The sequence below is a fragment of the Methylobacterium sp. AC690 genome (genome assembly GCF_979256535.1).
On the sequence record NZ_CEEDOX010000011.1, the window covers coordinates 76,982 to 102,341 of the forward strand.

A 25,360-nucleotide genomic window follows, 5' to 3' on the forward strand; every position below is an offset into this window, starting at 1 on the left:
ACCGACCTGCCCCCCTGGGCTCCTCCACCGGAGGAGCCCATATGAGGGGTGACGATTTCCGACCCGACAGCCACGAGACCTGACGCCGTGATCTCCTCCAACTCTCTCGTGCTCCTCGCCTGCGTCGCGGTGGCGGTGGTCCTGTTCCTGGGCCTGTTCAACATGATGCGCGGGGGCAGCGCCAACCTCTCGCAGAAGCTCATGCGCCTGCGCGTGCTGCTGCAGTTCGTGGCGATCATCTTCATCATGGGCGTGGTCTGGTGGCGTTCGGCCTGATCCCGGGCCGATGGGCGCCGCTGCGTTCCTGAGGTCGGTCCTCGACCGGCGCATCGCCGCGATGCTGGGGCTCGGCTTCAGCTCCGGGATTCCCTTTCTCCTCGTCTACGTCACCCAATCGGCGTGGCTGTCCGAGGAAAAGGTGCCCATCGGCATTCTTGGACTGATGAGCGAGCTGACCCTCGCGTATAAATTCAAGTTTGTCTGGGCGCCCTTCCTCGACCGCTACGACGCGCCCCTGATCAGCCGCTTGGTCGGCCGGCGCCGGGGCTGGATCATCGTTTCGCAGCTCGGCGTGATGCTGGCGCTCGCCGGCGTCGCCTTCGGCGATCCCGGGCACTGGCTCGCCTGGACCATCGCGTTCTCCCTCGCGCTCGGCTTCGCCGGGGCGACCCAGGACGTGGTCATCGACGGCTGGCGCATCACCGTGGCGCCGGCGGAGCGCCAGGCGCTGATGTCGTCATGGGCCGAGATCGGCTGGCGCATCGGGACGCTCGTGGCCGGAGCCGGCGCGCTCTACCTCGCCGATGCCTACGGCTGGCGGGCGGCCTACCTCTGCATGGTGGTCGCGATGGCACCGGGGGTGATCGCCGCCCTCCTCGCGCCGGAGCCGGAGTCAGACCGGACCGCGTCCCACGACCATCCCGGCTTCGTCGAGACCATCGTGGCACCGATCCGGGACCTGGTCCGCCGCCTCGGGCCCCTGGCGATCCCGATCCTGCTCCTGGTGGCCGGCTTCCGCATGCCCGGCTACGTCGCCAGCGCCATGGCGATGCCGCTGTTCAAGAGCCTACATTACTCGAACACCGACATCGCCACGGTGACGAAGCTGTTCGGCTTCGGCGTCGCCCTCGCGGGTACCGTCCTGGCCGGTTACGTGGTCCCGCGGATCGGCATGATGGCGAGCCTGCTCGCCGGCACGGTGTTCGGTTCGGCCTCGCATCTCAGCCTCGCCTACCTGGCGCTGCACGGCGGAGACGGCGGAAACGCCTTCTGGACCTTCGCCATCGCGGTGAGCATCGACAGCTTCGCCTACGCGATCGCCTCGATCGTGCTGATCACCTTCATGTCGACCCTCGTGGCCACCGAGCACGCGGCGAGCCAGTACGCCCTCCTGACCTCCCTCTGCGCCCTCCCCGGCAGCCTGCTGGCGGGGGCGTCCGGATTCGTGATCGAGTCGACCGGCTTCGCCTGGTTCTTCGTGGCGACCGCGCTCATCGGCGTGCCGGTCGCGCTCCTGGCCTGGTATGTCTGGCATCGGCAGGGCGACACCGGTGCGATGGCGCCCGCGCCGGCAGCCTGAGCGGCGCCAACGGGGCGGGTGCGGCCGGCGAGTGTGGCCAGGAGGTCTCACCGCACAGCTATCGCTGTCGCGAGGCCTCCGACGCCTGCCGATGCCGCGAGCGGCCTGCTAGACATGCCCGGTCAAACCGGAACCATCTCGATGCAGTCCACCTCGCTTCGCCTTGCTGCCGCCGCCGTCGTGCTCGCCACGGCCATGCCGGTCCAGGCCGCCGACTTCCCGTCCGCGCCGCCGGCCGCCTATGTCAGCCCGGTGAAGCCCCTGAGCATCGTCTCCGAGGTCCGCATCGGCGGCGCCGTGCAGGATCCCGGCAGCGCCGAGCACAACACCAGCAACATCAACGGCGAAATTCTCTTCTCCAAGCCGCTGGTGAGCGTCGATCCCTTCTGGCAGGCCTTCGTGCCCCGGGCCACCGTTGGCGGCAGCTACAACTTCGGCGGCCGCACCAGCTACGCCTATATCGGCGCGACCTGGACCGTGGACCTCTTCCCGCAGACCCTGAACAACATCGTCTTCCTCGAGGGCTTCTTCGGCGCCGGCGCCCATAACGGCTACACCGGGCCGAAGCCGACGGCGCCGGCCGGGTTCAACACGCTGGGCTGCAACCCGCTGTTCCGCGAGGCGGCCGCCCTCGGCTTCCGGCTCACCGAGCACTGGAGCGTCATGGCCACCGTCGAGCACATGTCGAATGCGGGCCTCTGCGCGAACAACCGCGGCCTGACCAATTTCGGCGGCAAGCTCGGCTACACCTTCTGAGTTCGCTGCGCTCGCCTTTCGTGTGAGCTTCGAGGGCCGGTTCCGCCGATGCGGGGCCGGCCCTTCGCGTTCCGATTCCGCGACTCCCAGCGGCGGCAAACTGCGCTAGGTTCCCGCTCCTGCCGGCGCGTCTTGCCGGCCCCGCTCAGGATCGGACGCCATCGTGGTCACCCTCAACCGCATCTACACCCGCACCGGCGACAAGGGATCGACCGCCCTGGCGAGCGGCGAACGGCGCTCCAAGGCGGATCTGCGGATCGAGACCTACGGCACCGTCGACGAGACCAATGCGTGCATCGGGCTCGTGCGGCTGCATGCGGATTCGCGCCTCGACGCGATGCTGGGCGCGATTCAGAACGACCTGTTCGACCTCGGCGCCGACCTCGCGACCCCGGAAAGCGCCGAGCCGCCGAAATACGAGCCGCTGCGGATCGTCGCCGCACAGGTGCAGCGGGTCGAGCGCGACATCGACGCGCTGAACGCCGACCTCTCGCCCCTGGAGTCCTTCGTGCTGCCCGGGGGCTCGCCGGCCTCGGCCGCCCTCCACCTCGCCCGCACGATCTGCCGGCGGGCCGAGCGGCTGGCCGTGGCCCTGGCCGCCACCGAGGGCGAGATCGTCTCGCCCGAGGCACTCCAGTACCTCAACCGGCTGTCCGATTTCCTGTTCGTAGCGAGCCGGACCGCCAACGCGAACGGCGCCGACGACGTGCTCTGGGTACCGGGTCAAAACCGCTGAGGCACAGGCATTCGGAATACCAGCGGGTTGCGAACCCGAACCCACGCGGCCGGTCGTCGGTCCGCGAAGACCCCCGCCCGGACAGGCGGCTGCGGGGCGCGTTGACAAGGCGGAAATGAGGCCGTTACGGTCCGCCGCCTCAATGACCAGGGTTCTGGAGCTCCGGGTGTCCCGGAGTTCCTTTGCGCGCCGCGCCGGCCTGGTCGAACAATATTATCCGCGCGGAGGATTGTGAACGCCATGAAGGTTCTGGTGCCCGTCAAGCGGGTCGTCGACTACAACGTCAAGATCCGGGTCAAGGCCGACGGTTCGGGCGTGGACCTCGCCAACGTCAAGATGTCGATGAATCCCTTCGACGAGATTGCCGTCGAGGAAGCGATTCGCCTGAAGGAGAAGGGCAAGGTCAGCGAGATCGTCGCCGTCTCCATCGGTCCGCAGCAGGCGCAGGAGACCCTCCGCACCGCCCTCGCCATGGGCGCCGACCGGGCGATCCTGGTGAAGATCGACGGCGTGGTCGAGCCGCTGGCGGTGGCCAAGATCCTGAAGGCCCTGGTCGAGAAGGAGGCCCCCGGCCTCGTCATCCTCGGCAAGCAGGCCATCGACGACGATTCGAATCAGACCGGCCAGATGCTGGCGGCCCTCCTCGACTGGCCCCAGGGCACCTTCGCCTTCAAGCTGGAGTTCGGCGAAGGCTCGATCGACGTCACGCGCGAGATCGACGGCGGCCTCCAGACCGTGACCCTGACCCTGCCGGCCATCGTCACCACGGACCTGCGTCTCAACGAGCCGCGCTACGCCTCGCTGCCCAACATCATGAAGGCCAAGAAGAAGCCCCTCGAGGAGCTGGCCCCCGATGCGCTCGGCGTCGACGTGACCCCGCGGGTCACCGTGCTCAAGACCGTGGAGCCTGCCGGACGCAAGGCCGGCATCAAGGTCGGATCCCCGGCCGAACTCGTGCAGAAGCTGAAGGGCGAGGCCGGGGTCCTCTGAGACGCCGCCCAGCCGATGGCTTCAAGAGCCCGCCGCATCGACGCGGCGGGTGAGACGGGGTCCGGGACCCTCCTGCTGATCGATTTCGAGGTTCGCACACCATGGCCACCCTACTCCTCATCGAGCACGACAACGGCGCGGTCCGCGACGCGAGCCTGAAGGCGCTGACGGCCGCCGTCGCCCTGGGCGGATCCGTGCACGCCCTCGTGGCGGGTGCCGGCAGCCGCCCCGCCGCCGAGGCCGCGGCCAAGCTCGACGGCGTCGAGAAGGTGCTGCTGGCCGAGGACGCCGCCTACGATCACCTCCTCGCCGAGCCGACTGCCGCGCTCGTCGTCTCCCTGGCAGAGCCCTACGACAACCTCGTCGCAGCGGCCTCCACCACCGGCAAGAACGTGCTGCCGCGGGTGGCCGCCCTCCTCGACGTCGCTCAGATCTCCGACATCATCAGCGTGGTCTCGCCCGACACCTTCGAGCGCCCGATCTACGCCGGCAACGCGATCCAAACCGTGCAGGCCGGTGCGGGCAAGAAGGTGATCACCGTCCGCATGGCGGCCTTCAAGCCCGCCGGCGAGGGTGGCGCGGCCGCGGCGATCGAGCCGGTGCAGACGGCCGCCTCTTCCGGCAAATCGAGCTTCAAGGGCGAGGAGATCGCCAAGTCCGACCGTCCCGAGCTGGCCGCCGCCAAGATCATCGTCTCCGGCGGCCGGTCGCTCGGCTCCTCGGACAAGTTCAAGGAGCTGATCGAGCCCCTGGCCGATACGCTCGGCGCTGCCGTGGGCGCCTCACGCGCCGCCGTCGATGCGGGCTATGCCCCCAATGACTGGCAGGTCGGCCAGACCGGCAAGGTCGTAGCACCGGACCTCTACGTCGCCGTCGGCATCTCGGGCGCGATCCAGCACCTCGCCGGCATGAAGGACTCGAAGGTCATCGTCGCCATCAACAAGGACGAGGACGCGCCGATCTTCCAGGTGGCGGATTACGGCCTCGTGGGCGACCTGTTCCAGATCGTCCCCGAGTTGCAGTCCGAGATCGCCAAGGCGAAGGGCTGAGACCGAGCGGGCACGGCCGGCCGGTGCGCGTCGCGCGGATCGGCCGACCGGTACGGATGGCCTCCCGGCGTGGAAATGCTCTAGGACGCTGCGACCGCGAAACGTTATAAGCGAGGCGGGCGCCCCCGGCGGCCGGGCGGGGCCCGGATCGCAACGGCGGGACGCTCCAGGGGTGCGAGTGCAGACGATGGGCATCGATATCAGGACGGTCGGCATCATCGGCGCCGGGCAGATGGGCAGCGGCATCGCACATGTCTGCGCGATGGCGGGGCTCGACGTCCGCCTGAACGACCGCGACCCGGCCCGCATTCACAACGGCCTCGCCACCGTCGACGGCAATCTCGCGCGGCAAGTGGCCAAGGGCACCATCGCGGACGATCAGCGCCGCAGCGCGGTGTCCCGGATCGTGGCGGCGGAGAGCTTCGACGACCTCGCGCCCTGCGATCTCGTCATCGAGGCGGCCACCGAGGACGAATCGACCAAGCGCCAGATCTTCAGCACGCTGTGCGCCTCGCTGAAGCCCGACGCGCTGATCGCCACCAACACCTCGTCGATCTCGATCACGCGCCTCGCTGCCTCGACGGACCGACCGGAGCGCTTCATCGGCATCCACTTCATGAATCCGGTGCAGGTGATGCAGCTCGTCGAGCTGATCCGCGGCATCGCCACGGAAGATCCGACCTACGAATCGGCCAAGGCCTTCATCGCCAAGCTCGGCAAGACATCGACGATGTCGGAGGATTTTCCGGCCTTCATCGTCAACCGCATCCTGCTGCCGATGATCAACGAGGCGATCTACACCCTCTACGAGGGCGTCGGTTCGGTGGAGTCGATCGATACGGCGATGCGCCTCGGCGCGAACCATCCCATGGGTCCGCTGCAGCTCGCCGACTTCATCGGCCTCGATACCTGTCTGTCGGTGATGCAGGTGCTTTACGAGGGGCTGGCCGATTCGAAGTACCGGCCCTGTCCGCTGCTCGTGAAATACGTCGAGGCCGGCTGGCTCGGACGCAAGTCCAAGCGCGGATTCTACGATTATCGTGGCGAGACGCCCGTGCCGACCCGCTGAGGCGGACCGGAACGCACGATCCGCTGTTACTGCTTGTTACCGTTCGCGGCCGGCTGGGCCGGGCTCGGATAGGCCGGGTTCGCGGCCGGCACCGAACCGGTGTTCGACGACGAGGTGGCGTTGGACGACCCCTTCACGGAGCCCGTCACCTCCTGGCGGGAGGCGTCCTGGCTCTGGCTGGCATAGTCCTTCGGCGAATTCGCGCCCTGCCACGTCATCAGGCCGGTGATGGCGATCGCGAGCAGCACGAGGCTGGCCACGAGAACGTAGAGCACCGGCTTGCCGCGATTGCCCTGCCGGGCTTCCTGACCGTGTAGTTTCTCTGCCATGCGATCCTCGCTTGAACGGTCCTGAAGACCGATGTTTCGACCCGAGCACCGATTCCCATGAATTCGGCTCGTGATTCCTGCTCGGGTCTGAAACGCGAGGGTCGAGAGCGGAGTTCCCGCCGAGGTTCGGCCTAGCGGCCGGTGACCAGCATGATCTTGCCGAGATGGGCGCTCGATTCCATCAATTCGTGCGCCTGACGGGCCTCTTCCAACGGGAAGGTGGCGTGGATGATCGGGCGGATCGTCCCGGCCTCCAGCAGCGGCCAGACATCCCGGGCCAAGCCTTCGGCGATCGCCGCCTTCTCGGCCTTCGGACGCGCCCGAAGCGTCGCGCCGGTGAAGGTCAGGCGCTTCATCATGATCGGGGTCATGCTGAAGGCATCGACCTTGTAGCCCTGCATGAAGGCGATCTGCACGAGGCGCCCCTCGACCGCCAGGGCCGAAAGGTTCTTGGCGAGGTAAGGCGCCCCGACCATGTCGAGGATGACGTCGACGCCGTTGCCGTCGGTGAGCCGCTTCACCTCCTCGGCGAAGTCGGCTTCGCGGTAGTTGATCGCCGCCTCGGCGCCGAGGTCGCGGCAGAAGTCGCACTTCTCGGCCGAACCGGCGGTGGCGAAGACCCGGGCGCCGTGATGCTTGGCGATCTGGATCGCGGTCGAGCCGATGCCGCTCGATCCGCCATGGACGAGGAACGACTCGCCGGGCTTGAGGCGCCCACGCTCGATCACCGTGCTGTAGACGGTGAAGTAGTTCTCCGGCAGGCCGCCGGCCTCGATCAGAGAAAGCGACGACGGCTTCGGCAGGCACTGGCCGATCTCGGCCACGGCGAACTCGGCATAGCCGCCGCTGATCACCAGGGCACAGACCGCGTCGCCGATCGCGACGCCGGAGACGCCCTCACCCAGGGCGACGATGCGGCCGGCGACCTCGAGGCCGGGGATCTCGGTGGCCCCCTTCGGCGGCGGGTACTTGCCCTCGCGCTGCTGGATGTCCGGCCGGTTGATCCCGGCGGCGACCACTTCGATGAGCACCTGACCGGGCCCGGGCTGCGGCAGGGGCACCGTCTCCAGGGCCAGCACGTCCGGCCCACCGGCGCCCTTGAAGCGGATCTGTCGCATGGTCTCGGGCAGGCTGGCTGTCATCGGGGTCTCCTCCTGGAAGCCCCGTCATGTGCCGCCCGGACGGTGCTTGGCAAGGTCGCGCCGCCTGGGCGCTGCCTCAGCGGGTGCCGTACATCCGGTCACCGGCATCGCCGAGGCCCGGGACGATATAGCCGTGGTCGTTGAGATGGCTGTCGATGGCCGCGGTCCAGACCGGCACGTCCGGGTGGGCGGCCTGGAGCCGGGCGATGCCCTCCGGGGCGGCGAGCAGGCAGACGAAGCGCAGGTCCTGCGCGCCGCGCTGCTTCAGCAGGTTGATCGCCGCCACCGCCGAATTCGCGGTCGCCAGCATCGGGTCGAGCACCAGGACCGTGCGATCGACCAGGTCCGAGGGCGCCTTAAAATAGTATTCCACCGCTTCCAGGGTCTCGGGATCACGGTAGAGCCCGACATGCGCCACGCGGGCGGACGGCACCAGGGACAGCATGCCGTCGAGGAAGCCGACACCGGCGCGCAGGATCGGCGCCAGGACCAGCTTCTTGCCGGCGATCTGCGGCGCCTCCATCGACTGGATCGGCGTCTCGATCGTCACGGTTTCCAGCGGCAGGTCGCGGGTGACCTCGTAGGCCAGCAGCATGCCGATCTCGTTGAGGATCTGGCGGAAGCCCTTAGTCGAGCGTTCGCGCTGGCGCAGCAGGGTCAGCTTGTGCTGGACGAGGGGGTGGTCGACCACCCGGACGGTCGCGGCGGCTGCCTGCATCGCTGGAACTCCATGGGCCGGGGTCTGCTGCCAAATTCCTGGGCCGAGGTCTGATCGACGGCGCGGGGGAGACCCAGGCAAGACCGAGACCGGTTTTCTAGAGCATCGCAGCAGTCCGAGCGAGGGCCATGGCGGGGGCCGCTTCCACGAAAAAGGGGCTCCCGGCCTGAGCCGGAAGCCCCGATGGTCAGGTGAAGACCGCCGCTCAGACCGAGCGGGTCGTGTCCGCGCTGCGGCGCTTCTGCATGAAAGCGTCGAACTGCTCACGGTCCTTGGCCCGCTTCAGCTCCTCGACGAACTCGGCGAAGGCGCGGCTCTCCTCCTGGAGGGCACGGCGCTGGGCGTCGAGCCGCTCGATCTCGCTGCGACGGTAGGCGTCGAAGGCGAGGTTGCCGGTGTTGCCACCATTGGCCGCCTCGAACGCCGCGGCGAAGCGCGAGCGGGTGGCTCCCGCGTTCCACGAGAGGCCGCGGCCGGCGAGGCCCCGCAACTCGCTGAGCGCAGGATAGCCCGCGACCTTCCAGGCGATGTAAGCGGCCGCCAGGGGCCACCAATAGACGAAGGCGACGACGATGGCGCCGATTTCCAGGGATCGCTTGGGGAAGGGGCCGCTACGGCAGACCTTCCCGGTGGTGAAGGGAGAGGAAGAGAAGCTCACGGCTCACGGCTCCAATGTAAATGTGAACGACATTCACTTGCGGATGGACCGGCACGCTTTCAAGGGGCGCCCATCCGGTCAGAGCTGTTCGCGCGTCCGCCCGCCCGACGCGGCGCCGTGGACGAGAGCGAGCACGCCGGCGCGCAGCAGCTCGTACTTGTCCGGCATGCCGGCGGATCTCGGCAGGTGCCCGGACGCGGACAGGGTCGCGAGGCCGTGCGCCAGCGCCCAGACCTCGAGCGCGATGAACCGGGGCGCGACACCGCCGAACCCCTCCGGGAATGTCGCCTGAAGCGCCTCCACGAGCAGGTCGAACGGGCTCGGGCGCGCGCTCGGCACCGCGTTCGGCACGGCGGCGGCGAGGCCGCGGGTCTCGAAGATCGCCGCGTAGTAGCCGGGTTCCTCCTCTGCGAAGGCCAGATAGGCCTCGCCCATTCGGGTGAACCGCTCCAGCGGCGTGCCCTTCGCGGTCAGGGCGCGGGCGAGCCGCTCGGCCAAGTCGGCGAAGCCCCGTCCCGCCACCTCTTCGAGCAGCGCCTCCCGCCCGCGGAAATGGCGGTAGAGCGCCGCCGGCGTGACGCCGACGAGGCGGGCCGCATCCACCAGCGTGAAGCCGCCGATGCCGCGCTCGGCGATGAAGCGGCGCGCAGCCTCGATCAGCGCCTCCTTGAGGTTGCCGTGGTGGTAGCTTCGCCGGTCACCCGGTCCTTCGCGCCAATGCCGCACGCCACACTCCCCGCCCCCGCTCCGACTCGACATGACCGGTCGTGTCGGCTGAAGGTTCCCCGTCTCCCTTTCCCCTAACACGAAGGGATCGGCTGACGAGACCTCCCCGACGCCACACCGACGAAATCACGTCGGGTGTCCCGTATCCAGCGGGCAGATCACGGGAATTTGCCACAAATACCCTTGGCGAGCGGGAAACTTTGGCTGTATGGTCTTTACGAAATAGACACCCTGGGATGTGGGTCACTGGCCGTGCGGGAGTCCTCGGGACAGGGTGAATTCGAAGCCCTGACGGACCTCATCTACGAGGCTGCGATCCTCCCCGAACTCTGGCCGGCGGTCCTGGATCAACTCGCCGACATCGCCGGGGCCCAGGGAACGGTCCTGATCGCGGCCGACCTCGAATCCCATCGCTGGATCAACAGCGAATCCCTCGATCAGGTCATGGCCGATTTCGCCGCCGGGGGCTGGAGCAGCGTAGGCCAGCGCACGGCGAAGCTCCTCGGCGCCCGGCATGCGGGCTTCGTCCGCGAGAAGGACGTCTACACCCAGGCCGAACTGGAGCAGGACGTCCTGATCCAGCAATTCCTGCGTCCGCGCGGTCTGGGCTGGGGTGCGGCCACGGCCTGCCCGCTCACCACCGGCGATACGCTGATCTTCAGCATCGAGCGTCGCTACAAGGATGGGCCGGTCCCGCAGTCCGCGACGGCGATCCTCGACTCCCTGCGGCCGCATCTCGGTCGCGCGGCCCTGGTCTCGGCCCGCTTGAAGCTGGAGCGGGCGCGCGCCGCGGTGGGCGCGCTGGAGGTGATGGGGCTACCGGCGGCCGTGGTTTCGCCCGATGGGCGCCTGCAGGAACGCAATGCGGGCTTCGCCGGCCTGGTGCCGCGCGTGGTGCGCGATCAGCGTGAGCGGGTCACCCTCGCCCATCCGGGGGCGGATGCCCTGATGGCGGAGGTGCTCGCCGGACAGCGGGCCCAGGCGGCGCGCTCGATCCCGATCCCGGCCGACGACGACCATCCCGCCATGGTGCTCCACCTGCTGCCCATGCGCGGTCAGGCCCAGGACGTCTTCGGTGGCGGTACCATGCTGATGGTGGCGGCCCCCGTCCTGCCGCGTCCCGTGCCGGGCACCGAACTGCTGTCGGGACTGTTCGACCTCACGGCCGCCGAGGCACGGATCGCGCGGGGCATCGCCGACGGCGCGACCATCTCGATCCTCGCCGTGCAGCAGAGCGTGCGGCCGGAAACCATTCGCAGTCAGGTCAAGGCGATCTTCGCCAAGACAGGCGTGACCCGTCAGGTGGATCTGGCCCGGCTGATCTCGGGCTTCAGCCTAATCCGCTGACCCCGGCGTCAGCGGGCGTCCCGGCCCGCGCCCGCCCGGTTCGCCGCGAGCGCGCGGAACAGAATGACGTTCGACAGATCGTACTCGACGGTGATCTCAGCTCTCTGTGCGGGCGGCGCGACACTCTCGGACACGGAGCCGGGCGCCGGATTGATGAGGCACGCAATCATGCGATCGCTCGTACCCCGACGCACGTGCCGGGCAAGTCGCCGGCGCATCCATGGCGCCATCGTCCATCTATCAAGCATGACCGCCCTCGCTTTTTTGTGTTGCGACATTCAAGCGCGGGGTTGGAAGACCTTCATCCCCCATTTGGGGGAGAGCGGAAATTCCTTCGTTGAAAATCTAACTTCGGAGCAATTCCTGCGCGAAAGGCCCGAGTGTTTCTGAGGCTCATCTTGCGCCAGAGAGGCCCTTGATTCCCCGCACCACATTTGGCTTTTCGGGATGATTGGTACCCACCCATCCCCGACAAACTCTAGAGCCGGAAGAGGGAGTCCGCCCGCTCCAGCGCCGCCTTCTTGGCATGGCGCGCGGCTTCCAGGCGCTCCATCTCGGACCGCAGCAACTGGATCCGCTCGTCGAGATCCTCGACCGACAGCGTGTCCAACGGCTCCCCGACCCGGTGCGCGATGGCCTGTCGGATGGCTCGGTCGTCCTCGTCCCGCATGGTGATCCCCCTTGTCCGTCAGTTCCAGCCCGTTCCCGCATCGAGGCGTGCGACTCCGAGATGCCGTGCGAGGGTCGCGCCCAGATCGGCGAAGGTTTCGCGTCGACCGATCGATCCCGGCGTGACGCCGGGGCCGAAGGCCAGCACGGGAACCTGTTCCCGGGTGTGCTCGGTTCCGCCCCAGGTCGGATCGTTGCCGTGGTCCGCGGTGATGATGCAGAGGTCGCCGGGACACAGGACGGCGTGGATTTCGGGCAGCCGGGCGTCGAAGCGCTCGAGTTCGGCGGCGTAACCGGGCACGTCCCGGCGGTGGCCGTACTCGGTGTCGAAATCGACGAGGTTGAGGAAGACGAGGCCGCCCTCCGGCAACGCCGAGAAGGCGGTCAGCGCGGCCTGGAGGCAGGCGGCGTTGCCGCCGGGCTTGATCTCCTGCCCGGTCGCCCGATGGGCGAAGATGTCGCCGATCTTGCCGACGCTGACGACGCTCCGTCCGGAGGCCTGGAGCACGTCCAGGAGCGTCCGGCCGGGCGGTTCGACCGCGTAGTCCTTGCGGTTGGCGGTGCGCCGGAATCCCGCCTGCGCGGCGCCGACGAAGGGGCGGGCGATGACGCGGCCGACCCGATAGGCGTCGCAGAGCTCGCGGGCGATCCGGCAGGTGGCGTAGAGCCGCTCCAACCCGAAACTTTCCTCGTGTGCCGCGATCTGGAATACGCTGTCGGCGGAGGTGTAGCAGATGGGCATGCCGGTCCGGACGTGCTCGGCGCCGAGGCCGTCGATGATCGCCACCCCGGCGGCATGGCAGTTGCCCAGGATGCCGGGCAGGCCGGCTTGCGCGATCAGCGCCTCCGTCAGCGCGGCCGGGAAGGTCGGGACCGCGACGGGGAAGTAGCCCCAGGGCTCGCGGACCGGGACGCCGGTAATCTCCCAATGACCCGAGGGCGTGTCCTTGCCGGCGGCCACCTCCACCGCGTGGCCGTAGGCGCCCGTCGGGTCGCTCACCGCCTCGAGGCCCGGCGGCACCGCACCGGTGGCGCCCTGCGCCGCCAGGCCGAGGCCGAGGCGGGCCAGGTTCGGGAGCGCCAGGGGGCCGTGCCGCAGGCCCGCCCGGTCGCCGCGCCCCTCGGCGCAGGCGCGGGCGATGTGACCGAGCGTGTCGGACCCGGCATCGCCGTAGCGATCGGCATCCGGCGCGCCGCCGATGCCGACGGAATCCAGGACGATGAGGAAGGCGCGCGGCATGCCCGTCCCCTTCAGGCCGGAATCGGATCGGCGACGGTGTCGCTCTGGAGATCGAAGGCGGCGGCGAACAGCGCCTGGGTGTAGGCGGTCTTCGGCGCGGCGAAGATGTCCTCGGCCGGCCCCTCCTCGACGACCTGGCCGTTCTGCATCACCAGCACGTAGTTCGCCAGCGCCCGCACCACCTTCAGGTCGTGGCTGATGAACAGGTAGGCGAGGCCACGCTCGCGCTGGAGGTCGCGCAGCAGGGTGACGATCTGGGCCTGGACAGAGCGGTCGAGGGCCGAGGTCGGCTCGTCCAGGACGACGAATTTCGGCTTGAGCACGATGGCGCGCGCGATCGCGATGCGCTGCCGCTGGCCGCCGGAGAATTCGTGCGGGTACCGGTTCATGGTCGCCGGATCGAGCCCGACGTCGCCGAGCGCCTTGGCGACCACCGCCTGCCGCTCGGCCCGCGTCTTCACCGCCCCCTGGACCACCAAACCCTCGGCGACGATGTCCGCCACCGTCATCCGCGGCGAGAGCGAGCCGTAGGGGTCCTGGAAGACCACCTGCATGTCACGCCGGATCGGACGCATGGCGGCGGGCGGCAGGCCGGCGATGGACCGACCGAGGAACACGATCGGGCCCTCGCAGCCGGTGAGGCGCAGGAGCGCCAGGCCGAGCGTGGTCTTGCCCGAACCGGATTCGCCGACGACCCCGACGGTTTCCCCGGCCCGGACCCGAAGCGACACCCCGTCCACCGCCTTCACGTGGCTGGTGGTCCGGCGCAGCAGGCCCTCGCGGATCGGGAACCAGACCTTGAGCGGGCCGGCCTCCAGCAGGGGTGTGGCGTCGGCCGGCACCGGGTTGGCCCGGCCCTTCGGCTCCGAGGCGAGGAGGCGGCGGGTGTAGTCGTGCTGCGGCCGGGCGAAGATCTCGGCGACCGGGCCGGCCTCGACCACGCGACCGGCAAGCATCACGCAGACGTTGTCGGCGATGCGCTGCACGATGCCGAGGTCGTGGGTGATGAACAGCATCGCCATGCCGAGGCGCTTCTGCAGGTCGGCCAGCAAGGTGAGGATCTGGGCCTGCACCGTGACGTCGAGGGCGGTGGTCGGCTCGTCGGCCACGAGCAGGTCCGGCTCGCAGGCGAGGGCCATGGCGATCATCACGCGCTGGCGCTGTCCGCCCGAGAGCTCGTGCGGATAGGCGTTGAGGCGCCGTTCGGCGTCGCGCAGCCCGACGAGTTCGAGCAGTTCGAGGATGCGGGCGCGCGCCTTGCGGCCGGAGAGGCCGCGATGCACCTCCAGCACCTCGCCGATCTGCCGCTGGATCGCGTGAAGCGGGTTCAGGGAGGTCATCGGCTCCTGAAACACCATGGTAATGTCGGCGCCACGGATGCCGCGGAGCCGCTTCTCCGGCAGGGTCAGCAGGTCCTCGCCCTTGAACAGGATGCGGCCACCCGGATGGGTGGCACTGCCGTCGAGGAGCCGCAGGATCGAGAGGGCGGTCACCGACTTGCCCGAGCCGGATTCCCCGACGAGGGCCAGCGTCTCGCCGGCCGTGATGGTGAAGCTCACGCGATCCACGGCGCGGGTCTCGCGCTCCCGCGAGCGGAAGGCGACCGACAGGTCCTGAACGTCGAGGAGCGTTTCGGGCATCGAGGCCTGTTCTGCAGCGGGGCGGAGGTCGCAACCCTGAGCGTTATAGCGTGGGCCTGCGGGATCGGCGAACGCGGATGCGACGCGGTCGGCGGCGTTTGTAATTGATCGTCGGCGCACACGCTCTACAACCCGACCGTGACCTCGCTCCTTCGCCGTTTCTCCGCCGCCCTGCTCGCGCTCCTCCTCGTCGGCGCCTTCACCCCAGGATCGGCCCGCGCGGCCGCCGAGGGCGCGACCGAGACGGTCGAGCAGGCCCTCTGCCGTCTGATCGAGGGCTCGGCGAAGGCCCGCGGCCTGCCGGTGCCGTTCCTGACGCGCCTGATCTGGCGGGAGAGCGCCTTTCGCGTCACCGCCGTGAGCCCCGTGGGCGCACAGGGCGTCGCGCAGTTCATGCCGGGTACGGCGCGGGAGCGCGGCCTGACCGATCCGTTCGACCCCGAGCAGGCGATCCCGCACGCGGCCCACCTGCTCGCCGACCTCAACCGGCAATTCGGCAATCTCGGGCTGGCAGCGGCGGCCTACAATGGCGGGCCGGGCCGGGTCTCCGCCTGGCTCGCCGGCACCGGGGGTCTGCCGACCGAGACCCGGAACTACGTCCTGGCGATCACCGGCTCGCCCGCGGAGGCCTGGCGCCCCGGCGCGGCGATCGAGATGCCGGAGGGCGACGCGCCGTCGGCCAAGGCGGGGTCGACCAAGGCGGGTTCGACCAAGAACCCGGAGTCCAAGGACGCCGAAGCGAAGACTGCCGAGGGCCAGGCAGCGGAGCCAAAGGCGGAATCCGAGTCCAGTTGCCTCAAGGTGACGGCGGCCCTGCGCATTCCGTCGCGCGGCGACCGGTTCGCCCTCGGCGGAAACGAGGGACCGGCAGCGCCCTGGGGTATCCAGCTCGCCGGAAACTTCTCGAAATCCTTGGCGCTGCAGAGCTTCGCGCGGACACGGAAGCTCTACACAAGCGTGATCGGCGATGTTCGTCCGATGATCATCGGCACACGCCTGCGCAGCCGCGGCACCCGCGCCTTCTACCGCATCCGCATCCCGGCCCAGAGCCGCGAGGCCGCCGATGGCCTGTGCGGGCGTATCCGCCAGGTCGGCGGCGCCTGCCTGGTCCTCAGAACCTGACCGGGACGCGGTCGGACTTACGACTCCGCATCGCGCCGAGAATCGAATGCGCGCCATGAATCCGCCGCGCCAGCCCTGTCACAGGGGGTTCGCCCCCCAACAGAGAGATGCATGACCCGGGTTCTCGCCGTCCTTGCCAGCCTCGCCGGACTCGCGCTCGTTGCGCTCGGCATCACGGCCTGCTCCCCCCTCGCCTTCTTCGACGCGATCGGTCCCCGCGACCAGGGCGGGCGCCTCAGCCTGAAGGACGCCGCGTTCGGCAGCCATCCGCGCCAGCGCCTCGACGTCTTCACGCCCGTGGCCGGCTCGGCCGGCGCCCCCGTGCTGGTGTTCTTCTATGGCGGTTCCTGGAAGAACGGCGCGAAGGAGGATTACGCCTTCGTCGGACAGGCCCTCGCGGCGCAGGGATTCGTGACGGTGCTGCCGGATTATCGGCTCTACCCGGAGGTCCGCTTCCCGGACTTCCTCGACGACGGAGCGCAGGCCCTGGCCTGGGTCGAGCAGAACATCGCAGCCTATGGTGGCGACCCGAGCCGGGTCGTCCTCGCCGGGCACTCGGCCGGCGCCTACAATGCCGTGATGCTTGGGCTCAACCCGACCTACCTGCGCAGGGCCGGCGTCGATCCGCGGGTGATCCGGGCGGTGGCCGGCCTATCCGGCCCCTACGACTTCCTGCCCCTCGATGCCGGCACCGCCACGGAACTGTTCGGGGAAGCCCCCGACAAGGCGGCGACCCAGCCCATCACCTTCGCGGGCACGCACTCACCGCCGGCCTTCCTCGCCTCGGGCGACGGCGACACCACCGTGCGCCCCTCCAACACCCGCAGCCTCGCCGCGCGCCTGCGCGCCGCCCGCGTGCCGGTGCAGGAGCGGATCTATGCCGGCCTCGACCATGCCGACACCCTGCTGGCGCTCTCCGTGACCTTCCGCTCCAAGGCTCCCGTGCTGGCCGAGATGGCGGCCTTCCTGCGCCAGCAGGCCGGCGAGCGGCCGCAGCAGGCGCGGATGGTTCCCCGCTAGGGGCTCACGCGGCGCGCAGGGCGTCCCGCGCCTTGCGATGGTCCGGCGCATCGACGAAGGCCCGGTGCATCGCCGACCAGAGCGGCGTGCGCGCGAAGTGCTCGTCCAGCGGCAGGGCGCGCTGAACCAAACCGTCGGCGCGCCGGCGCTCGGGATTGGTGTTGAGCCAGGTGTTCCGGTTGGTGATGTCCCAGGTGGAGACGTTGAGCACGGCCGGCTCGTCCAGCACCACGTCGAGGAAGCGGCGCGCGAGGTCGGACACCGCCCGGTCGCGGGCGCCGAGGTCGGCGGGATAGGTCCGGTCGTTGACGTCGAGTTCCGTAACCTCGATGGCGAGCCCGAGGGCGGCGACCTCCGTCAGGAAGCGGCGGAGCTTGTCCTGGTTCAGCGGGTGCTTGGCGTAGAGGTGCCCCTGCAGGCCGAGCCGGCGGATCGGCACGCCCCGGCGGCGCATCCCCTCCAGGGTCCGCAGCACCATCGTACGGCGTTGATCGATCCAGTCCGCGTCGAGCTCGAGGTCGTTCTCGTTCCAGACCCCGGCCGCGTCCGGCGCGACCGCGTGCTGGATGCGGAAGGCGAGGTCGACGTAGCCGGGGCCCAGGCCTGCGAGCCACGGGGTGCGCCGCAGCCCGTCCGCACGACCATCCTGCGGTCCACAGATCTCGTTGACGACGTCCCAGGCCTCGATCCGGCCCCGGTATCGCCCCGCCATGGCGCCGATCCAGCGCCGCAGGAAGGCTTCGCCTTCCCCGGCGGCGAGCCGGGCCTCGATCCAGGCGGGCAGGCCCTCGTGCCAGACCAGGGTGTGGCCGCGCAGGCGCTGGCGGTTTCCCTCCGCGAAGGCCACGACCTCGTCCGCGTAGGTGAAATCGAGGGCTTCCGGTGCACGCCAGGCATTGGTCAGCTTCATCGCGTTCTCGGACACGAGGAGGCCGGCCTCCCGCGCCAGGGCCCGCCCGTAGGCGGGGTTCTGGCGCAGGGTCACGCCGTTCACCGCCGAGCCATAGGCGACCCCCGTGCGCGCGGCCGCGGCCTGGAGGCTGTCGGCCGACCAGGACGGCGCCGCCGCGAAGCCCGGCGCTGCACCGAGGCCGTGATCCCCGGCGAGGCAGAGAGCGCCGCCGAGGATGGCCCGGCGTGAGGGACCCGGACGGATCACGCCCCGGCGGTCTCAATCTCCGCCGGGATCACCCGGGGCCGGCGGTCCGGTCCAATCGCCACGAAGGTGAAGAGCCCCTCGGTGACCTTCATGGTCTCCTCGCCCTCGCGCTCCCGGCGCCAGACCTCGACCTGGATGCCCATGGAGGTGCGCCCGACGCGCACGATCCAGGCGTAGATGCTCACCTCGTCTCCGACGATGACGGGCCGATGGAAGGTCATGGCCTCCACCGAGATCGTGGCGCAGCGCCCCCGGGAGCGCCGGGCGGCGATGTTGCCGGCCGCGAGGTCCATCTGGCCCATCAGCCATCCGCCGAAGATGTCGCCGGCCGGGTTGGTGTCGGCGGGCATCGCGATGGTGCGGACCACGGGTGGGCCGCGGTCATCGGGCTGGCGCGGTGCCGGGGTGTCGGTCGTCATGAGGAGCACGGTCTCTGGTTGCACGGGACGAACACACGCAAGCCGTGCGCCGACCGCGCTCTCATGTCACATCGGCCATGGGGCGGCCAGATCCTCAATCGGGTAGCGCGAAGACCACCAGGGCGTCGCCGGTGCCGAAGCCGGAACCCTTCGTGAAGGAGGCACCGCCAGCCGCCACCGCGACGTATTGCTTGCCGTCGAGGGCGTAGGTGATCGGCGGGCCGCCGATGCCGGCGCCGCACTGGAAGCGCCACAGGATCGCGCCGGTCTCGGCATCGTGGGCATCGAGGTGGCCATCCTCCTCCCCGGAGAACACGAGGTTCGAGGCGGTGGCCAGCGTCCCACCGGAGAGCCGGCTGCCGCCTTTCACCGTCCACTTGATCGCGCCGCCCTTGGCAAGGTCCACCGCCGTCAAGGTGCTGAAGCTCGGCTCGCCCTTGGCCTCCGTGGTTTCGGTGTAGCGGATCGCCGGGCGGTCGCCGGAGGCGGGCACCGTTCGAACCACGTAGGTCGTCGCCCCGTGCCGGACCTGGGCGAAGGCGGTTCCTCGGTGCGCATCATAAGCCACCGGATGCCAGGAGATCGCCCCGAGCGGACCGGGGCTGACGACCGTGCCGGCCTCGGTCGGCGGCGCGTAGAGGTTCTTCTGCGTGATCAGCGGCTCGGACTTCGCCAGGAGCTTCCCCGTGGTGCGATCGTGGACGTAGAGCCAGCCGGTCTTCGAGCCCTGCGCCACGGCCTTGACCGGGCCCTGCGGCGTTGGCTGGTCGAGAAGGAAGGGCGGGCTCGCCACGTCGTAGCCCCACTCGTCGTGCGGGACCTGCTGATAATACCAGCGCAGCTGTCCGGTGCGGACATCGAGGGCGACGAGGCTCATGGTGTAGAGGTTGTCGCCCGGGCGCGAGAGGCCGAAATTCTGCGGGGCCGGATTGCCGGTGCCGACGTAGATCAGCCCGAGATCCCGGTCGTAGGCCGGCGTCATCCAGAGCGAGCCACCCCCGACCCGCCAGGCCTCGGGATGCGCCGGGGCCGCGGCCTTCTCGGCGGCGATGTCCCGGTGCAGCGGCACGCCGTCCGACGTGGTCGCCGCGAAGTCCCCCTCCCAGCCGTCGGCCTTGGTCACGTACCAGCGCCAGCGCTCGGCTCCCGTGGCGGCGTCGTAGGCTGCGAGCCAGCCGCGGCGGCCATAGCCGCCCTCGATCCCCACCACCGCGCCTCCGTCGAGGCCGCCCTTGGCGTCCTCCACGTGCAGGCCGTAGCCGGCGCCGGCGACGCCCACGATGACGAGGCCGTCGGCCACCAGGGGCGGCATCTTGAAGCCGAGACGGCTCGACCCCTGGACCGTGCCGGCCCCGAGCCTGTCCGCCAGGGCCGAGGCGGTCTCGGATTCCCCCTCCTCGGGGCGCACCGCCTCATGGTCCCACAGGACTTTTCCGGTGGCGGCGTCGAGGGCGATGATCCGACCGTCCATGGTCGCCTCGAAGACCTTACCGCCGGAGACGGCCACGCCCCGGTTCGAGGGCGGCCCGAAGATCTTCTCCGTCCGCGCCTTGTGGGTGTAGGTCCACAGGACCCGTCCGCTGCGGGCATCGAGGGCGGCGACGTGATTCTGGGTGGTCGAGACGTAGAGCGTCCCGTCCACCATCACGGGCTCCGCCTGGAAATAGCCGGTGATGCCGGTCTGGAAGATCCAGGCCGGACGCAGCGCCTTCACGTTGGCCCGGTCGATCGTCGTGAGGGGCGAGAAGTGCTGGTTGGTGTGGTCGCGCCCGAACATCGGCCAGTCGTCGGCCGCCAGGGCCGCGCCGGGCAGGCTCGCGAGGAGGAGCGCGGCGAGGCCGCGGCGAAACACGTTCGGCATGAGCTTTCCTCGTCGCGGTCGCCCCGTGGCCGGGCGATCCGCCGCAGATCGTGGGACGGGAACGTTCCGGCTCAGCCGGTGGTGCCCGGGCGCTTCGCCCCGGCGAGCTGCGCGGGCGTGTCGGCCGCCCCCATGGAGTCCGCCAGGGCGGCGGCGGTCTGGCCGGCGCCATCCCGCCTGTCCGGGTCGGCCCCGTGAGCGAGCAGCAGCGCGACCATCTCGGTGCGGTTGAACATCGCCGCGGTCATCAGGGCCGTGCGGCTGCCCGTTCCCGTACCGTCAACCGCTGCGCCGTGGGCGAGGAGCAGGCCGGCGATGTCCCTGTCACCCTTGAAGGCGGCGCCGGCCAGCGGTGTCTGGCCCCGGTCGTTGGCGAGTTCGGGATCGCCGCCGGCCTCGAGGATCACCCGCGTCGCCTCGGCCTGTCCGTTGTAGGCCGCCAGCATCAGCAGGCTGTCGCCCTTGTCGTTGCGCAGGTTCGCCGGCAGGCCCTGCTCGAACAGCTCCGCGAGCTCCTCCGCGTGGCCCATGCGGGCGTACTGGAAGACCCGGGCGGCGAAGGCCAGGGTGTCGGCATCGAGCTCGGGTTTCGGCGCGGTCTCAGGTTTCGGTGACGTGTCGGGGTCCATCGGTCTGTCCGGTCTGGAATACGTTACGGCGTCGGTCCTGCGCGAAACCTAGCTTTACGGGCGCCAGTGTCGAGGAAGCCGTGCGTTGAATCTTGCATCAGGGGGAACCCGGCCCCTGAGGCCGTCGACGATTTCGGGAAGGCGTGCGATCCGAAGCGGGCTGCCACGTCGCGGACCGAAGGCGACTCCCGACCTGGGGCGCGAGGCGCGATAAATCGCCCCGTGCGGCGTTTCCCGCCTCGGCGGATCGCCAGGGGCGTAACATCCGGTGGCGGCGTACCCTTTTCCAAGCGGCCGGTAGAAACCATACTTGCACCATGCCGACTCCGAAGAAGCCACGCGCCGTGTCCGACCCCGCTGCCGAGACGGAGGTTCTGACGACGAATGTCGGGAATTCCCAAGGTTCTGACGGTGAGGGCTCAGACGGCGCGGGCTCGGACAGCAAGCGCGCGAGCGGCAAAGTTGTCGGGGCAAAGGCGCCTGGACCGAAGGCCTCGGCGCCGAGGACGCCGAACTCCAAGGCGTCGAAGCCGGAGCTTCAGCCCCTCGACGAGCACTTGGCGGCCCTCCTCAGCCCCGCGCTGAACCGGAATCGCCTTCCGCCGATCGCGCCGCCCGCCCCCGCCCGTCCCGGGCAGCCGAAGCCGGCGCGTGGGCGTACCAAGGCGTCGGCGGCTGCCAGCAAGCCTTCGGCGACCGTCCCCGACAAGGCGTCCGGCATGGGCTTCGGCGAGGCCGCACAGGCGACCTTCGCCCATGGCGAGGCGGCCGACGTCGATCCGCGCCTCGCGCAGGCCCTCGGGCTGCGTGCACCGGAAGACGGACCGGTCCCGGAAGGTCTGGGGGCGGTCGAACCGGCGGACGACGACGAGACCTCGCTGGCGACGGACGGCGTCTCGGCCACCGTCGATGCGCTCTCGCGCCTGCTCACCGAGGGCAATCCGCTCTTCCGGGACGGCCAGACCTGGGTACCGCACCGGCCCGATCGGCCGAAGAAGTCCGAGGGCGGCGTCGCCTTCACGCTGAAATCCGAGTTCGAGCCGGCCGGTGACCAGCCGCGCGCCATCGCCGAGCTGGTCGACGGCGTCCGCAAGGCCGAGCGCGACCAGGTGCTCCTGGGCGTCACCGGTTCCGGCAAGACCTTCACCATGGCCAAGATCATTGCCGAGACCCAGCGTCCGGCCCTGATCCTGGCACCGAACAAGACCCTGGCCGCTCAGCTCTACGGGGAGTTCAAGAGCTTCTTTCCCGACAACGCGGTCGAGTATTTCGTCTCGTACTACGATTACTACCAGCCCGAGGCCTACGTGCCGCGCTCGGATACCTTCATCGAGAAAGAATCGTCGATCAACGAGCAGATCGACCGCATGCGCCACGCCGCCACCCGCGCCCTGCTCGAGCGCGACGACGTCATCATCGTCGCCTCGGTCTCGTGCATCTACGGCATCGGCTCGGTGGAGACCTACACCGCGATGTCGTTCACGGTGTCACTCGAAGAGAAGATCGAGCAGCGGCAGCTCATCGCCGACCTCGTGGCGCTTCAGTACAAGCGCATCCAGTCGGACTTCGCCCGCGGCACCTTCCGGGTGCGCGGCGACGTGATCGAACTCTGGCCCGCCCACTTGGAGGATCGCGGCTGGCGGATCGGCCTGTTCGGCGACGAGATCGAATCGATCACCGAGTTCGATCCCCTCACGGGCAAGAAGATCAACGACCTCAAGTTCGTGAAGGTCTACGCCAACTCGCACTACGTGACGCCGCGCCCGACCCTCCAGCAGGCGATCAAGGGGATCAAGACCGAGCTGAAACAGCGGGTCGACGAGCTGACGAAGATGGGCCGCCTGATCGAGGCACAGCGCATCGAGCAGCGCTGTACCTTCGACATCGAGATGATCGAGGCCACCGGGGCCTGCAACGGCATCGAGAACTATTCGCGGTACCTGACGGGGCGTAAGCCCGGCGAGCCGCCGCCGACCCTGTTCGAGTACCTGCCCGACAACGCGCTGGTCTTCACCGACGAGAGCCACGTCACGGTTCCGCAGATCGGCGGCATGTACAAGGGCGATTTCCGCCGTAAGGCGACGCTGGCGGAATACGGCTTCCGCCTGCCTTCCTGCCTCGACAACCGCCCCTTGCGCTTCGAGGAATGGGACGCGATGCGCCCGCAATCGATCCACGTCTCGGCCACGCCGGCCAAGTGGGAGATGGAGCAGACCGGCGGCGTCTTCGCCGAGCAGGTCATCCGCCCCACCGGCCTCGTCGACCCGGTGATCGAGATCCGGCCGGCGCGCTCGCAGGTCGACGACCTCCTCGGCGAGGTGCGGGAGGTGGCCCAGGCCGGTTACCGCACCCTGGTCACGACCCTGACCAAGCGCATGGCCGAGGACCTGACCGAATACCTGCACGAGAACAGCGTGCGGGTGCGCTACATGCACTCCGACATCGACACCCTGGAGCGCATCGAGATCATCCGCGACCTGCGTCTCGGCGCATTCGACGTGCTGATCGGCATCAACCTCCTGCGCGAGGGACTCGACATTCCGGAATGCGCGCTCGTGGCCATCCTGGATGCCGACAAGGAGGGCTTTCTCCGCTCGGAAACCTCGCTGGTGCAGACCATCGGCCGCGCGGCCCGAAACGCGGATGCCCGCTGCATCCTCTATGCCGACCAGGTGACCGGCTCGATGGAGCGGGCGATGGCCGAGACCGAGCGCCGCCGCCTCAAGCAGCTGGCCTACAACGAAGAGCACGGCATCACGCCGCAGAGCGTGAAGCGCGGCATCGCCGACATCCTCGACAGCGTCTACGAGCGCGACCACGTCCAGGTGGATACGGGGCTGGCGAAGAACGCCGTCACCATCGGGCACAACCTCAAGGCGGTCATGGCGGACCTCGAGAAGCGGATGCGCACCGCCGCCGCCGATCTCGACTTCGAGGAGGCCGCGCGCCTGCGCGACGAGCTCAAGCGCCTGCAAGCCACCGAGCTGCTGGTCTCCGACGACCCGATGGCCCGCCAGGGCGACGTGGAGCGGGAGGCGGGGCGCTTCGGCGCCAAGCAGAGCCGCATCTCGAAGCCCACCCTCGACAATATGGGGCCGGGCACCGACCGCGAGCTGCCGCTCGGCGCGCCGGTCTGGCAGGAACGCCCGAAGGCCCGCTCGACGCAGGGGCTCGGGGGACAGAAGCCGAAATACAAGGGCGGGGGCGGACGCAAGCGCGGCTGATCGCGAGGGACCTCTCCCGTTTGCGCGTCCGCGGGCCGGAACCCATCGGCGGCGGCGGGGCTTGGTTCGGCAACAGACGTCCCCTCTCGTCCGGAGCCTGTCCCGTGATCCAGACCTCCTCGCCCCACGCCGGCGCCTGCCGCCCGGCCTTCCGGCCCCGCGCCGGCGGTGCGGTCACCGCCCTGTTCCTGTCGGGCCTCGCCCTCTCCGGCGCCGTCGGCCTGCTCGTCGGGCCCGTGAGCCTGCGTCCGGCCTCGGCGCAGACGGCCGCGAATCCCAACGACCAGCCGACGCCCGGCACCCTGCCCGGCCGTGACGCCGCCACCGGCGCCGCCGAGCGGCCCACCGGTCAGGTCGCGCCGCCGAAGGCGATCTCCGCCACCACCGCCGTCACCGCGTCGGACGCGAAGTCCGGTGCGCGCACGAACCCGCTGGATCACCTTCCGGCGAAGGATCGTGCGGGCACGGGCGGAACGCGCCGCGACTAGGGTTTCGGCGCACCGTCGCGACCGTTCATCGACACAGGGGAGAAGCGCATATGGGTCTGCTCGATCAAGTCATCGGCGGCGTTCTCGGACAGGTGCTCGGGGGCGGCCGCGAGCCCGAGCGGGGCGGCCCAAATGGCGGCCAGGGTGGTGGCCAAGGCGGCGGCATGCTCGGCGGCGCGATGTCGCCGATCGTCCAGGCGCTCCTGATGCTGCTGATGTCGAAGGGCGCCGGCGGCCTCGGCGACCTCCTGGGCGGCGGCCAACAGGGTGGAACCCGTGCACCCCGCGGCGATGACGACGGCGATCTCGGTGGCTTCGGCCAGGACCGCGGTCCGGAGCCGGGCTACGGACGCGATCGGGGTGAGGACGCCCCGCCGCTGCCCGGACGCGAGGGCGACTTCAGTGATCTCTCCGGGATGCTTGACGGCCCGGGCGATCGCGCCTCGGCGCCGGGAGATCGGAGTGCCGGTGTGGGTCCCTACGCGCATCTCGATCACGAGGCGCAGGACGGCCGCGGCGGGCTCGATGGGCTGATCGACCGCTTCCAGCGCGGCGGCCTCGGCGACGTCATGGAATCCTGGATCGGGCATGGCGAGAACCGCCCGGTGGCGCCCGCCCGTCTGGCCGATGCCCTCGGCTCCGACACGGTGAACGCCCTTCAGCAGCGCACCGGCCTGAACCGCGACGACCTTCTGTCGCAGCTGGCCCAGGCCCTGCCACAGGTCGTCAACGGGCTGACCCCGCAGGGCCGTCGGCCGACCGGGGACGACCTCCGCGGCTGGTGAACCGG

General features: G+C 69.8%; 26 protein-coding genes. 13 read left to right on the top strand and 13 right to left on the bottom strand.

Features of this window, described 5'->3' with window-relative positions; translation table 11 throughout:
- Positions 1-90 precede the first annotated feature (90 nt).
- The 7 genes from AC0IY1_RS14205 (at position 91) to AC0IY1_RS14235 (ending at position 6,179) form a co-directional block, all read left to right on the top strand.
- Positions 91-276, top strand: coding sequence for a twin transmembrane helix small protein (locus AC0IY1_RS14205; protein ID WP_055953661.1), 186 nt, complete (start codon positions 91-93; stop codon positions 274-276).
- Positions 277-286: 10 nt separating this feature from the next.
- The gene (locus tag AC0IY1_RS14210) at positions 287-1,579 is read left to right on the top strand and encodes an AmpG family muropeptide MFS transporter (protein ID WP_471770304.1); all 1,293 of its coding nucleotides are present in this window, start codon (positions 287-289) and stop codon (positions 1,577-1,579) included.
- A gap of 141 nt (positions 1,580-1,720) precedes the next feature.
- Positions 1,721-2,335, top strand: a complete 615-nt coding sequence (locus tag AC0IY1_RS14215) for an acyloxyacyl hydrolase (RefSeq protein ID WP_055952005.1) — start codon at positions 1,721-1,723, stop codon at positions 2,333-2,335.
- Between the two features lie 163 nt (positions 2,336-2,498).
- The gene (locus AC0IY1_RS14220) at positions 2,499-3,071 is read left to right on the top strand and encodes a cob(I)yrinic acid a,c-diamide adenosyltransferase (RefSeq protein WP_471770306.1); all 573 of its coding nucleotides are present in this window, start codon (positions 2,499-2,501) and stop codon (positions 3,069-3,071) included.
- Between the two features lie 240 nt (positions 3,072-3,311).
- Complete coding sequence (locus AC0IY1_RS14225) at positions 3,312-4,061, top strand: electron transfer flavoprotein subunit beta/FixA family protein (protein ID WP_471770308.1); 750 nt, start codon at positions 3,312-3,314, stop codon at positions 4,059-4,061.
- 101 nt (positions 4,062-4,162) lie between these two features.
- Positions 4,163-5,110, top strand: a complete 948-nt coding sequence (locus AC0IY1_RS14230; RefSeq protein ID WP_471770309.1) for an electron transfer flavoprotein subunit alpha/FixB family protein — start codon at positions 4,163-4,165, stop codon at positions 5,108-5,110.
- A gap of 187 nt (positions 5,111-5,297) precedes the next feature.
- Positions 5,298-6,179 carry a 3-hydroxybutyryl-CoA dehydrogenase gene (locus AC0IY1_RS14235; protein ID WP_471770311.1) on the top strand — a complete coding sequence of 294 codons (882 nt, stop codon included), beginning with the start codon at positions 5,298-5,300 and terminating at the stop codon, positions 6,177-6,179.
- Positions 6,180-6,205: 26 nt separating this feature from the next.
- Here the strand turns inward: AC0IY1_RS14235 and AC0IY1_RS14240 are convergent, their stop codons facing one another.
- The 5 genes from AC0IY1_RS14240 to AC0IY1_RS14260 all read right to left on the bottom strand — a co-directional run bounded on the left by AC0IY1_RS14240 (position 6,206) and on the right by AC0IY1_RS14260 (position 9,752).
- Positions 6,206-6,508, bottom strand: coding sequence for a hypothetical protein (locus tag AC0IY1_RS14240; RefSeq protein ID WP_055951998.1), 303 nt, complete (start codon positions 6,506-6,508; stop codon positions 6,206-6,208).
- 131 nt (positions 6,509-6,639) lie between these two features.
- Entirely contained in the window at positions 6,640-7,650 is a 1,011-nt protein-coding gene (locus tag AC0IY1_RS14245) for an NAD(P)H-quinone oxidoreductase (protein WP_471770313.1), read from the bottom strand.
- Positions 7,651-7,726: 76 nt separating this feature from the next.
- A complete protein-coding gene (gene upp / locus AC0IY1_RS14250) occupies positions 7,727-8,368 on the bottom strand; it encodes a uracil phosphoribosyltransferase (RefSeq protein ID WP_055951992.1) in 642 nt (213 codons plus the stop codon).
- Between the two features lie 205 nt (positions 8,369-8,573).
- Positions 8,574-9,026 (bottom strand): DUF2852 domain-containing protein, encoded by a 453-nt coding sequence (locus tag AC0IY1_RS14255; RefSeq protein WP_055951988.1) that lies wholly within the window; start codon positions 9,024-9,026, stop codon positions 8,574-8,576.
- A gap of 78 nt (positions 9,027-9,104) precedes the next feature.
- Positions 9,105-9,752, bottom strand: a complete 648-nt coding sequence (locus AC0IY1_RS14260) for a TetR/AcrR family transcriptional regulator (RefSeq protein ID WP_471770316.1) — start codon at positions 9,750-9,752, stop codon at positions 9,105-9,107.
- Positions 9,753-10,004: 252 nt separating this feature from the next.
- Here AC0IY1_RS14260 and AC0IY1_RS14265 point away from each other — a divergent pair, with 252 nt between their 5' ends.
- On the top strand, positions 10,005-11,099 hold the full coding sequence (locus tag AC0IY1_RS14265) for a helix-turn-helix transcriptional regulator (protein WP_471770318.1): 1,095 nt from the start codon (positions 10,005-10,007) through the stop codon (positions 11,097-11,099).
- A gap of 8 nt (positions 11,100-11,107) precedes the next feature.
- Here AC0IY1_RS14265 and AC0IY1_RS14270 read toward each other — a convergent pair whose 3' ends face one another.
- The 4 genes from AC0IY1_RS14270 to AC0IY1_RS14285 form a co-directional block, all read right to left on the bottom strand.
- Positions 11,108-11,269 carry a hypothetical protein gene (locus AC0IY1_RS14270; RefSeq protein ID WP_156375639.1) on the bottom strand — a complete coding sequence of 54 codons (162 nt, stop codon included), beginning with the start codon at positions 11,267-11,269 and terminating at the stop codon, positions 11,108-11,110.
- Positions 11,270-11,577: 308 nt separating this feature from the next.
- Positions 11,578-11,769 carry a DUF1192 domain-containing protein gene (locus AC0IY1_RS14275; protein WP_055951982.1) on the bottom strand — a complete coding sequence of 64 codons (192 nt, stop codon included), beginning with the start codon at positions 11,767-11,769 and terminating at the stop codon, positions 11,578-11,580.
- An 18-nt stretch (positions 11,770-11,787) separates the two neighbouring features.
- Positions 11,788-13,008: a phosphopentomutase gene (locus AC0IY1_RS14280; RefSeq protein ID WP_471770319.1), complete on the bottom strand. Its 1,221-nt coding sequence runs from the start codon at positions 13,006-13,008 to the stop codon at positions 11,788-11,790.
- 11 nt (positions 13,009-13,019) lie between these two features.
- Positions 13,020-14,648 carry an ABC transporter ATP-binding protein gene (locus AC0IY1_RS14285; protein ID WP_471770320.1) on the bottom strand — a complete coding sequence of 543 codons (1,629 nt, stop codon included), beginning with the start codon at positions 14,646-14,648 and terminating at the stop codon, positions 13,020-13,022.
- 138 nt (positions 14,649-14,786) lie between these two features.
- Between AC0IY1_RS14285 and AC0IY1_RS14290 the strand changes: the two genes are divergently transcribed.
- Together AC0IY1_RS14290 and AC0IY1_RS14295 are read left to right on the top strand one after the other, a co-directional pair.
- On the top strand, positions 14,787-15,770 hold the full coding sequence (locus AC0IY1_RS14290; RefSeq protein ID WP_471770322.1) for a lytic transglycosylase domain-containing protein: 984 nt from the start codon (positions 14,787-14,789) through the stop codon (positions 15,768-15,770).
- Between the two features lie 111 nt (positions 15,771-15,881).
- Positions 15,882-16,790 carry an alpha/beta hydrolase gene (locus AC0IY1_RS14295; RefSeq protein WP_471770323.1) on the top strand — a complete coding sequence of 303 codons (909 nt, stop codon included), beginning with the start codon at positions 15,882-15,884 and terminating at the stop codon, positions 16,788-16,790.
- 4 nt (positions 16,791-16,794) lie between these two features.
- Here AC0IY1_RS14295 and AC0IY1_RS14300 read toward each other — a convergent pair whose 3' ends face one another.
- From AC0IY1_RS14300 to AC0IY1_RS14315, 4 genes are all read right to left on the bottom strand, one after another.
- Positions 16,795-17,949: an endo-1,4-beta-xylanase gene (locus AC0IY1_RS14300; protein ID WP_471770325.1), complete on the bottom strand. Its 1,155-nt coding sequence runs from the start codon at positions 17,947-17,949 to the stop codon at positions 16,795-16,797.
- Complete coding sequence (locus AC0IY1_RS14305) at positions 17,946-18,368, bottom strand: acyl-CoA thioesterase (RefSeq protein ID WP_055951970.1); 423 nt, start codon at positions 18,366-18,368, stop codon at positions 17,946-17,948. The genes AC0IY1_RS14300 and AC0IY1_RS14305 overlap by 4 nt, the downstream gene beginning before the upstream one ends.
- A gap of 94 nt (positions 18,369-18,462) precedes the next feature.
- Positions 18,463-20,229 (bottom strand): outer membrane protein assembly factor BamB family protein, encoded by a 1,767-nt coding sequence (locus tag AC0IY1_RS14310; RefSeq protein WP_471770327.1) that lies wholly within the window; start codon positions 20,227-20,229, stop codon positions 18,463-18,465.
- Between the two features lie 71 nt (positions 20,230-20,300).
- The gene (locus tag AC0IY1_RS14315; protein WP_471770329.1) at positions 20,301-20,858 is read right to left on the bottom strand and encodes an ankyrin repeat domain-containing protein; all 558 of its coding nucleotides are present in this window, start codon (positions 20,856-20,858) and stop codon (positions 20,301-20,303) included.
- A gap of 344 nt (positions 20,859-21,202) precedes the next feature.
- On the opposite strand from AC0IY1_RS14315, the gene uvrB reads away from it, so the two are divergent.
- The 3 genes from uvrB to AC0IY1_RS14330 all read left to right on the top strand — a co-directional run bounded on the left by uvrB (position 21,203) and on the right by AC0IY1_RS14330 (position 25,355).
- The gene (gene uvrB / locus AC0IY1_RS14320; RefSeq protein ID WP_471770331.1) at positions 21,203-24,082 is read left to right on the top strand and encodes an excinuclease ABC subunit UvrB; all 2,880 of its coding nucleotides are present in this window, start codon (positions 21,203-21,205) and stop codon (positions 24,080-24,082) included.
- A gap of 104 nt (positions 24,083-24,186) precedes the next feature.
- Positions 24,187-24,570 (top strand): hypothetical protein, encoded by a 384-nt coding sequence (locus AC0IY1_RS14325; RefSeq protein WP_471770332.1) that lies wholly within the window; start codon positions 24,187-24,189, stop codon positions 24,568-24,570.
- A 50-nt stretch (positions 24,571-24,620) separates the two neighbouring features.
- Positions 24,621-25,355 carry a YidB family protein gene (locus AC0IY1_RS14330; protein ID WP_471770333.1) on the top strand — a complete coding sequence of 245 codons (735 nt, stop codon included), beginning with the start codon at positions 24,621-24,623 and terminating at the stop codon, positions 25,353-25,355.
- Positions 25,356-25,360 lie beyond the last annotated feature (5 nt).

What these genes read in the sequence shown, in the direction of transcription:
- AC0IY1_RS14210 (WP_471770304.1), top strand. Translation starts at nt 287, where the DNA reads ATGGGCGCCGCTGCGTTCCTGAGGTCGGTCCTCGACCGGCGCATCGCC.
- AC0IY1_RS14215 (WP_055952005.1), top strand. Translation starts at nt 1,721, where the DNA reads ATGCAGTCCACCTCGCTTCGCCTTGCTGCCGCCGCCGTCGTGCTCGCC.
- AC0IY1_RS14225 (WP_471770308.1), top strand. Translation starts at nt 3,312, where the DNA reads ATGAAGGTTCTGGTGCCCGTCAAGCGGGTCGTCGACTACAACGTCAAG.
- AC0IY1_RS14230 (WP_471770309.1), top strand. Translation starts at nt 4,163, where the DNA reads ATGGCCACCCTACTCCTCATCGAGCACGACAACGGCGCGGTCCGCGAC.
- AC0IY1_RS14235 (WP_471770311.1), top strand. Translation starts at nt 5,298, where the DNA reads ATGGGCATCGATATCAGGACGGTCGGCATCATCGGCGCCGGGCAGATG.
- AC0IY1_RS14240 (WP_055951998.1), bottom strand. Translation starts at nt 6,508, where the DNA reads ATGGCAGAGAAACTACACGGTCAGGAAGCCCGGCAGGGCAATCGCGGC.
- AC0IY1_RS14245 (WP_471770313.1), bottom strand. Translation starts at nt 7,650, where the DNA reads ATGACAGCCAGCCTGCCCGAGACCATGCGACAGATCCGCTTCAAGGGC.
- upp (WP_055951992.1), bottom strand. Translation starts at nt 8,368, where the DNA reads ATGCAGGCAGCCGCCGCGACCGTCCGGGTGGTCGACCACCCCCTCGTC.
- AC0IY1_RS14270 (WP_156375639.1), bottom strand. Translation starts at nt 11,269, where the DNA reads ATGATTGCGTGCCTCATCAATCCGGCGCCCGGCTCCGTGTCCGAGAGT.
- AC0IY1_RS14275 (WP_055951982.1), bottom strand. Translation starts at nt 11,769, where the DNA reads ATGCGGGACGAGGACGACCGAGCCATCCGACAGGCCATCGCGCACCGG.
- AC0IY1_RS14280 (WP_471770319.1), bottom strand. Translation starts at nt 13,008, where the DNA reads ATGCCGCGCGCCTTCCTCATCGTCCTGGATTCCGTCGGCATCGGCGGC.
- AC0IY1_RS14285 (WP_471770320.1), bottom strand. Translation starts at nt 14,648, where the DNA reads ATGCCCGAAACGCTCCTCGACGTTCAGGACCTGTCGGTCGCCTTCCGC.
- AC0IY1_RS14295 (WP_471770323.1), top strand. Translation starts at nt 15,882, where the DNA reads ATGACCCGGGTTCTCGCCGTCCTTGCCAGCCTCGCCGGACTCGCGCTC.
- AC0IY1_RS14305 (WP_055951970.1), bottom strand. Translation starts at nt 18,368, where the DNA reads ATGACGACCGACACCCCGGCACCGCGCCAGCCCGATGACCGCGGCCCA.
- AC0IY1_RS14310 (WP_471770327.1), bottom strand. Translation starts at nt 20,229, where the DNA reads ATGCCGAACGTGTTTCGCCGCGGCCTCGCCGCGCTCCTCCTCGCGAGC.
- AC0IY1_RS14315 (WP_471770329.1), bottom strand. Translation starts at nt 20,858, where the DNA reads ATGGACCCCGACACGTCACCGAAACCTGAGACCGCGCCGAAACCCGAG.
- AC0IY1_RS14330 (WP_471770333.1), top strand. Translation starts at nt 24,621, where the DNA reads ATGGGTCTGCTCGATCAAGTCATCGGCGGCGTTCTCGGACAGGTGCTC.